The organism is Candidatus Desulfolinea nitratireducens (genome assembly GCF_982879505.1).
This window is the reverse complement of record NZ_CEYOSI010000035.1, coordinates 1-8,296: the sequence shown is the minus strand read 5'-3', so window position 1 is coordinate 8,296 and position 8,296 is coordinate 1. Positions and strand designations below refer to the sequence as shown.

At 48.2% G+C, this 8,296-nt stretch carries 10 protein-coding genes and 1 pseudogene; all 11 read right to left on the bottom strand.

Annotation, left to right across the window (positions count from 1 at the left end; genetic code table 11):
• Positions 1-322 (bottom strand): GNAT family N-acetyltransferase (locus tag AC3DOM_RS04890; RefSeq protein WP_487917906.1); only part of this gene is annotated, 322 nt, incomplete at its 3' end.
• A 37-nt stretch (positions 323-359) separates the two neighbouring features.
• Positions 360-962, bottom strand: coding sequence for an HAD family hydrolase (locus tag AC3DOM_RS04885; protein WP_487917905.1), 603 nt, complete (start codon positions 960-962; stop codon positions 360-362).
• The gene (locus AC3DOM_RS04880) at positions 959-1,267 is read right to left on the bottom strand and encodes a hypothetical protein (protein WP_487917904.1); all 309 of its coding nucleotides are present in this window, start codon (positions 1,265-1,267) and stop codon (positions 959-961) included. The genes AC3DOM_RS04885 and AC3DOM_RS04880 overlap by 4 nt, the downstream gene beginning before the upstream one ends.
• Before the next feature lie 137 nt (positions 1,268-1,404).
• A pseudogene (locus AC3DOM_RS04875) lies at positions 1,405-1,635 on the bottom strand (N-acetyltransferase); the annotation flags it as partial.
• Positions 1,636-1,653: 18 nt separating this feature from the next.
• A complete protein-coding gene (locus tag AC3DOM_RS04870) occupies positions 1,654-2,421 on the bottom strand; it encodes an N-acetyltransferase family protein (protein ID WP_487917903.1) in 768 nt (255 codons plus the stop codon).
• Between the two features lie 92 nt (positions 2,422-2,513).
• Positions 2,514-3,491 carry a GNAT family N-acetyltransferase gene (locus AC3DOM_RS04865; protein WP_487917902.1) on the bottom strand — a complete coding sequence of 326 codons (978 nt, stop codon included), beginning with the start codon at positions 3,489-3,491 and terminating at the stop codon, positions 2,514-2,516.
• A 208-nt stretch (positions 3,492-3,699) separates the two neighbouring features.
• On the bottom strand, positions 3,700-4,257 hold the full coding sequence (locus AC3DOM_RS04860; protein WP_487917901.1) for a GNAT family N-acetyltransferase: 558 nt from the start codon (positions 4,255-4,257) through the stop codon (positions 3,700-3,702).
• Positions 4,250-4,825 carry a GNAT family N-acetyltransferase gene (locus AC3DOM_RS04855; protein WP_487917900.1) on the bottom strand — a complete coding sequence of 192 codons (576 nt, stop codon included), beginning with the start codon at positions 4,823-4,825 and terminating at the stop codon, positions 4,250-4,252. The genes AC3DOM_RS04860 and AC3DOM_RS04855 overlap by 8 nt, the downstream gene beginning before the upstream one ends.
• Positions 4,825-6,105 (bottom strand): MDR family MFS transporter, encoded by a 1,281-nt coding sequence (locus AC3DOM_RS04850; protein WP_487917899.1) that lies wholly within the window; start codon positions 6,103-6,105, stop codon positions 4,825-4,827. The genes AC3DOM_RS04855 and AC3DOM_RS04850 overlap by 1 nt, the downstream gene beginning before the upstream one ends.
• A gap of 405 nt (positions 6,106-6,510) precedes the next feature.
• Positions 6,511-7,617: an FG-GAP repeat domain-containing protein gene (locus AC3DOM_RS04845; RefSeq protein ID WP_487917898.1), complete on the bottom strand. Its 1,107-nt coding sequence runs from the start codon at positions 7,615-7,617 to the stop codon at positions 6,511-6,513.
• Positions 7,618-7,686: 69 nt separating this feature from the next.
• Positions 7,687-8,296, bottom strand: a 610-nt coding sequence (locus tag AC3DOM_RS04840) for a phosphoadenylyl-sulfate reductase (protein WP_487917897.1), incomplete at its 5' end; no start/stop codon positions are given.

Sequence of the window (8,296 nt, the reverse complement as noted above, 5' to 3'; positions counted from 1 at the left end):
AGCTAAAGGTATCCAGATAGGCTTTTTTGGCGCCAAGTTTGATCCCTTCCTCTTCTAACTGCGTCAAAAGGCGATGTCCATACCCTTGCCCGCGAAGTTCCTCCTTGACCCATAAGAGATCAACATAGAGCCAACCCCAATAGACTTCGCCCAGGATACCGCCTGCAATTTCCCCTTCAGAATTCTGGAGCGCATAGCACAGCCGTTGGAAGTTATTATCCCCAACTTGATCAATATTATATTTACTAAGACCTCCGCCAATGATCCCCCAGGCAGATTCTTCCGGCTTTTCAATGGGAACGATCTGATATTCTTCATTCATGCGATTTTTTCAAATCCCCTATTCCTCAAAATTATTTTTAATTCTTCAACAAATCCCTCAACTCTCGCATCGCTGCATCTGGTTCCTTGAAATGGATGCCGTGCATTCCCAGCACTCGGGCGGCTTCGATATTTTCGATGAAGTCATCCACAAAGACCGCTTCTTCCGGGGCGATGCCCAATTTCTCCAGTGTAAACTTGTAGATGCGCTCATCTGGTTTGGCGATGCCAATTTCAGCGGAGATGAAGATCTGATTAAAGGCGCTCTCGATCTTCCATTTTTTGACCATTAACTGTCGCAGATCATCCCAGGCGTTGCTGAGCAGGGCCGTCGTATACTGCGGGCGGAGCGCAGTGATCGTTTTGATGATCTCGTAATCCACGACATCGCCGCCGAAGAATTGATCGTAAAATGATTCAATTTCGCTCTCAGGGAGGTCAAGCGAATGCATCACAAATTGCCAATGTTCCCGTGATGTAATCTCCCCGATCGATGCCCGATAGCTGGATTTATTAAACACGACCCTGTCCATCTCGGCATAAGATTTCCCAAAACGGAGGCCTAATTTTGTACGAGGGGCGCGGTCTTCTGTCCGCACCAGCACCCCGCCCAGGTCAAAAATTACGGCTTTGATGCTCATCGGTTACGATTGCGTTTTTTCTTTTCTTTCTTGGGTTTCCCTTTGCTCTCGGCAGCCTGTTTTGTTAGTGCAGCCTGTTTCTTCTCAAACTTGGCTGCCCTCTTGAGCATATCATCGTATTCTTCTTTCCAGTTCGGGTAGGTTTCCTCTAGCCGTTCGCTGGAAACGCGGTTGGCGCGCTGGCAATGATCGCAGGGGAAATCGTAACGTAGTAATCCTTCGTTTTCGATGGCGTACATGCCTGCGAGCGCGGCATCCTTATTCAGGGCAAACATTTTACTGCAGTGTGAACATTTTAATTGCATTGGAGACTCCTTTTTTGTGTACAGTCTCTGAGCGGAGCGCAGCCTCATCGCCTGTACCCGATAGGGTGAAGAGCGGATTCTTACAATACCGCCCTTCGACTACGGGCTCATTTCATTCGCCTTCCGCTCAGGGTCTTTTATTCTTTTATAGATTGTAAGCTAATTTCCTCACCAGCACGAATCTCTTTTGCATATTTATCGAATTTCGAAAAGATAGACATCCCAGCTTTTTTGTAAAGATCCAGAGCGCCTGTCAGGCTGCCTGCGTCCACACCAAGGCCGACTTTCGTTTTACCACGACGGTAGAACTCGCCAAAGGAATGATGCAGGAGAGCCAGCGCCAACCCCTTTTTGCGCCACGGGCGGCGGACTCCGAGGGTGGATACTCAGCCCATGGTTTCATCCTCATGTGAATAAGGTCGGCAAATATTAATACCCGCGATCTGATCCCCGTCCCAGGCGATGAACCACAGAGCGGGGTCATAATTCTCAGTCTCAATAAAATGATGCCGAAAACGTGGAAAGTCGTCTTCGAAATTCTCTTCCACATAACCATGATGATCTTTAAAGCAATCAATATCTGCCAGATAAACAGCTTCAAGATCGCGCGTGGGGTCAAACGGCTTCAGAACAATATCATTTGGCCAGCGAGGGGCGGGCGGCGGGGCATCCATTTCTATACGCATCTGGCAATAACTGCGATAGTGTTCATACCCCATATTCTCGAATAATTCTATCGCCGCCTCCACACGTCCATCCACACCAAGTTCCCAACAAACGCGTAAATAATCAGGCAGTCGATCGAGGACCTGCGAGGCTAAAATTTCAGCCCATTGCGTGAGATATGTGCCCAGACCGAGATTCTGATAATCGGGATGAACACGTACCCAAAGCCAGGGTCGGATCGGGGTTTCACCATGTGTCCACGCTTCGGCATAACCCACCAAGGTACCACTTTCGGTGAAAGCAAGGTGAGCGTTTTTTTCCGGGGAAAATCCGGGAGATTCAAATGAATTGAGAATCTCTTCTTCAGTTACTTCTTTGTATCCGAGGGCATCTTCTGCCCAAAGGTTGAACATCTCCGTACAGGCGGGGACGTCATCCATTGTTGCCGGACGGACAGTAAATCCTTCGGGGGGTTTAATGTTGGTCATTTTCTTTTTCCTTATTTTGAGACTTCGGACATCAGACACCAGACTTCAGACTTTAGTTTTTTGCTGAGATCTGATGTCTGTCGTCTCAAGTCTTATTCCTCTATCTCACGCCCGGGCCGAAATTCTTTTTCGTAGGAAACGTATTCTGATCCCACGCTCATCCCGGCACTTTTGTACAATCGGGTAGCACCAGTTTGGCTCTCCGCATCTACGCCCAGGCCGATTTTTTGTGTTCCGCGCTCGTAAAATGCAGCAAAGCTTTTGTTCAGTAATGCTATCCCTAAACCACGCTTTCGCCATGCAGGACGTACCCCAAGACTGGATACCCAGCCATTTCCCATCTTATAATGGTTTATTACATAGCCAGCTATTTCCTCACCATCCCACGCTATAAACCATAATTCAGGGAGATACTCGCTGCTTTCAATGAAGCGTCTTTTCCACTCATCAAAGGGAATGGGGGTAAATCCCCAATGATCTTTGAACGCTTCCTGATGTGCTTTATGTACCAAATGAGCGTGTGCTTTTTCATCAAAGAGGCGTAATTCAATCCCTTTATAAAAAACGGAGGTGGGCGGTTCTTTTTCAAGTTCAATTTCCATCCGCCAAAAAAAGCGAATTGGGGAGTAACCCTCCGCTTCGTGCATTGTACGGGCGACAATATCATCTATAGACATGCCATTGCGAATATAAACACGCAGATCTGGATCAGCTTTTTGCATTTCCTTGATGGCACGTTTATCAAGTGCGCGCAGCATGGTTGTGCCGATACCTTTTTCCAGATGATCAGGATGAACATACCCATCTCCCAGCAGGGAAGCATGTTTACTGCGATTGTAAAACTCTTCATACCCTACAACAGACCCTTCCTTTGTGGTAACCACCCAGGTGTCCGTTTCAAGGATGAGATTGGGGTCTTCCCATATTTCACGTAATTCATCAACAGTAGTGGCAACATCAGGATCTCCATCATGTAGACAAACATCGAAGATCAATTGGGTTACTACTTCGAGGTCATCCCAGGTTGCATTGCGCAGGGTATATCCTACAGGGAGTTTTAGTTCAGCCATTATATTTTCCTTTTTAGGAGACATCGGACTTCAGACTTTAGTCTTCAGCAAAAAACCGAGAACTGATGTCTGAGGTATATATTTATAATTTTGTGTTTTTGCTACCCGCTAAAGCGGTTACTACGATGTGAAAAATTAGTATGTCGTGTTTTAAGCACGAGGCATTATCGTCATCACATTCTCCGTTTTTGGCTCTTATGCTGAAGACTTAGGTCTGATGCCTAAAGTCTTCCTCCAGCAAACCCATGAAGACCAGATCCCAACGTTGATTATCACGATGGAGGGCATCACGAATGGCGCCCTCTACTTTGAAGCCAACATTTTCATAAGCCTGGATGGCGCGCGTATTATTAGAAAAAACATTTAAATTCAAACGATAGAGTCCGAGCTCATCAAAGGCATATCGGGAGAGTATTCGCATTGCATCCGAGCCATAACCCTGACCCCAATAGTCGCGATTGCCAATTCCGATCCCGACCCAACTGGTGCGATGATGCCAGGCGATGCCATCCAGCTCAATAAATCCGATCGGCTCTTCACTTTCGAGGGGGTAGATCATAAAATTGATTTCCTCAAAGGCTTCATTTTTTTGCTTATTTTCAAACCAATCTTTCATCTGATTTCCGCTCCACAAACGGACCGGATCACTGTCCAGGAGACGGGCGTATTCGGTATCCCGTCTCCATTCGGACATCAGTTTCCCGTCAATTTCAGGGTTCATCGCAAGCAGGCGAACTTTTTCACCGATAAAGATATTCTTAATCATTTTGTTCTCCATTTATCCAGTTGCTTGCAAGTAGGCCAAGGTGAAGGTTATCCCAACGGCAGCCAAACCGAAATATAGTTTTGCGGCGGCGGACTTCTTCTTCAAATCCTAATGCTTGCACTGTGGAGATCAATATTTTGTTATAGGCGGGGATGCTAATCCCGAGCCTGTGCATACTGATTTCGTTAAAGGCATATGTTTGCAATAATGCCAATGCCTCTCGTGTGGATGAGCGGCTATATTCGACCCAATCTTTCATGCTGATTGCGATTGAGGTTGCGCCATTGCTCCAATCAACCCAGGGGAAGCCAATGATTCCAAGCAATTTCTTATCATTGAGAGGGCGAATGCCAAACCAGAAGCTGTTTCGTTTTTCATCTTCTTCTTTGATGAGGGCATTAATCGCTTCTTTGGCTTGCGCTTTTGAAAGAGGTCGTGGTGCGGTCTCCTCAGAGAGGGCAATATAGCAACTGTCTTGTGTCCACGCGGAGAGGGCGTGAGCGTCATCCTCTGCGTCAATCGGGGTAAGGCAGATTGACGCAGAAGTAAACAGGGATGAGTTTTTCATCAGGATAACTCCTTTTTAGCGGTAGCAAGTTGAAGGTCCGCGCGCGGAGCGGGGCTTTCATCCTGCTTAAAATATTGATGGAAGATGACGAATCCGAGCGAGGCGGCCGCAGCCAGGATCCCGGATGCGTACCAGACCCAAAGAGGCTTGCCCGCATCCATCACCAGCCCGGCGAGGAGCGGACCGATCGCCCCCGGAATGAGCCACGAGATGCCGAAGACCGCCATATAACGCCCGCGCATTTCTTCGGGTGAGAATTTGGCAACGAGGGCTTGCGCAACGGGTGTAACGACCATTTCACCGATTGTGATGATCGCCATTGCGACCATGAAGATGGCATATTGGCCAGTGAAGCCATACATGACGAAGCCGACTGCATAGATTAGTGCACCTAGGGCCAACATGAGCATCGGCGGTCGGTCGCCGATTTTGCGTGTGATCACGAACTGGAAGAGAACGACCATAGTGGCGTTAAGACTCATCAGCATCCCAAAGCCGGATTCCGGAATTTGGTGAATATCGCGCAGGAAAACAGGGAGCGCGCCGTACATCTGCATATAAACGATGGTGACGACCATCGAGAGAAGCATGTAAATGATAAAGGCGTTGTCTTTGAAAACCTTTGCGTAGCCACGGAAGCTATCGGCAAAGCTGGGTCGAGCTTCTTTTTCTTCTTTCGCCGCTTTGGGAAGTGTTTCAGCGACCAATTTGTAGAAGAAAAAAGCGGTGATGGTGCTGGAGATCGCATCTGCGGCGAAGAGCATCATATAGGAGCGGGCGGCGATGAAACCGCCAATGGCGGGTCCAATCGCGACCGTTAAATTCATCGCAACACGCATGATGCCAAAGCCGTCTGCACGTTTTTCTTCAGGAAGTAGGTCGGTGATCATCGCCTGGCGGGCGGGTCCTGCCATATCGGCAAAGAGACCAGTGATAACTGCCATCAGGTAGAAAAGTTCAAGACGGTTAACCAGGCCCATACCGACACTGGTGAAGGCGCTGACAATCAGCCCGATGATGATGACTTTTTTGCGGCCGATCAGGTCGGTCAGTGCTCCACCAAAGATACTGCCAAAAAACTCCGAGACGGAGAAGATTGCAAAAAGGATACCGACTTCTGTCATCCCCACATCGAAATGTTTAGTGACGTAGAGGGCAAAGAAGGGGTAAAGCAAGGCTCCGCCGAGGTGGTCTACGAAGGATGCGCCGACGACAACCCAAAATTGAGGTGGGTATTCGGCGTAGATTTTTTTGGCGCGGGTGATCTGGTTTTGAAACATGATGTTTTCCTTTGTGCCCTCCCCCCCGCATCGCTTCGCTCGCTCCCCCTCTCCCGCAGAGCGGGAGAGGGAAGTTCGAGCGCAGCAAGAACGGGTGAGGGGGTGGTGAGGGTAAATAAAAAAGCCACAGAATTTCTTCCGTGACTTTAGATTACATAGGCAAATAAAAAAGCCACAGAGCAGAATGCTCTGTGGCTTAAGGTGTTTAGATAATTAGTCTACTAAAGGGCAACAGACGCACTCCGAGGAAGGATTAGGGTAGAAACATCGCCTTGGGGTACAAAGCAATAGATGTGGTTGGTCATGTTCATATTGTGCGTCTCCTTTCAAAAATTTTGCTGCTTGCGCAACGGGAGCTAGTCTATCATAAGATATTAGCGGTCGTCAAGGGTTTTCTTAAAAAAATTACTGGGCTACCAAAACAAAGATCCCATTATTATCTTCAGCGATGAAATCGGCGATACCATCACCAGTTACATCCGCAAAATGACAGGCTTTTTGACATCCACCACCTTTTCCCCAGGGTTCATAAGCAGGAAATCCGCTTCCAGTGGAGGGCAAAACATAAATGCCATCGTTATCCTCAGCGATCCAGTCGACTTTGCCATCCCCAGTCACATCTGCAAAATGGCAGGCTCTATGGCATCCGCCACCTTCTCCCCAGGGTTCAGCAGGACCAAACCCACTCCCGTTTGAGCGTAGGACAAAGATGCCGTTATTATCTTCGGCGATGAAGTCTGCAATCCCATCACCGGTCACATCTGAAAAATGGCAGGCTTTCTGGCATCCGCCTCCTTTTCCCCAGGGTTGGGCAGCACCAAATCCGCTCCCGGTCGAGGGTAAAACATAAATGCCGTCGTTATCTTCAGCGATAAAATCGGCTTTCCTATCACCGGTCACATCTGCAAAATGGCAGGCTTTATTGCATCCGCCGCCTTCCCCCCAGGGTTCGTGGGCGGCAAAACCGCTGCCTGTGGAAGGCATGACAAATATCCCGTTATTATCTTCGGCAATAAAATCCGCTTTGCCATCACCGGTCACGTCTGCAAAATGACAGGCTTTCTGACATCCACCACCGGACCACTTTTGATAGGGAGCAAACCCACTGCCTGTGGAAAGAAGGACATAAATCCCATCGTTGTCTTCGGCAATGAAATCGTCAAAACCATCTCCATTAACATCTGCAAAATGGCAGGCTTTATGACAGCCACCGCCCGCTCCCCATGGTTGCGCTGGTCCAAATCCCGTTGCCCGGGTGACTGCTGCTGGTGGCGCTTGTGGGACGACTTGAGCGGTCGGAGCAGGTGGATCACTTGAATTGTTATTACTGGGGGGTTGTTCATTATTGCCCCCACTCTGTTGACTCTCTATTGCAATTTGTGTCAATTGCAGGGCGTTTTGCGTGGCGGCCAGGTTGGCAGATGGGTCAGTTGTATTGGCCGGGCCAAGCAAACTACAGGCAAGAGACAGAAGAAGAATTGCTGCGAGGACGATAAGCTTTTTTGATTTCATGATGAACCTCCTTGAAAACATAGAAACGTGGTTTGTCCCAATTTACAGTCTTTTCTGTGAATTATTGTACTATGTTTTATCTATTCCCAGCTTAAAATCTAATTCCGTTAGTTTATCTTTGTTGAAGAGATCAGTATGCAGCCCGCATTCTGTTTTCCCTTTTCCTGACCAACGCCCTGCGCGCTCATTTTCCCCTGACAGTATCGCTCGTGTGCAGGGTTTGCATCCCACACTGGGATATTCAGAGAGCGGCAAGGGGTGGCGTGGAATGTTATTCTCAGTGATATAGTCCCAGATATCGGACTTAGTCCAGTTCAATAGCGGGGCAATCCGCAGCAGCCCATCCCGTTTATATTCGAGGATTTTGGCCTTGGCACGATTTTCTGTCTGGTCGCGGCGGATTCCCGTTAGCCATGCGTTGAGCCCCCCCATCGCTTTTTGCATCGGCTGTACTTTACGAATATAGCAGCACAGGTCAGGATCTGTTTCCGGTAGGTCTCGTCCAAAACGACGCAGAAAATTTTTCCAGCTTCTATCCGGGCGCAAGTCAACGATATTCAAATCCCAGATTGGTTCAAGTTGCTCACGATAAAAGAGCGTATCCCAAAAATGCAAACCTGTTTCAAGGAAGAAGATTTTTATTTTAGAATCCACTTCCATGACCATATGAATTAACGGA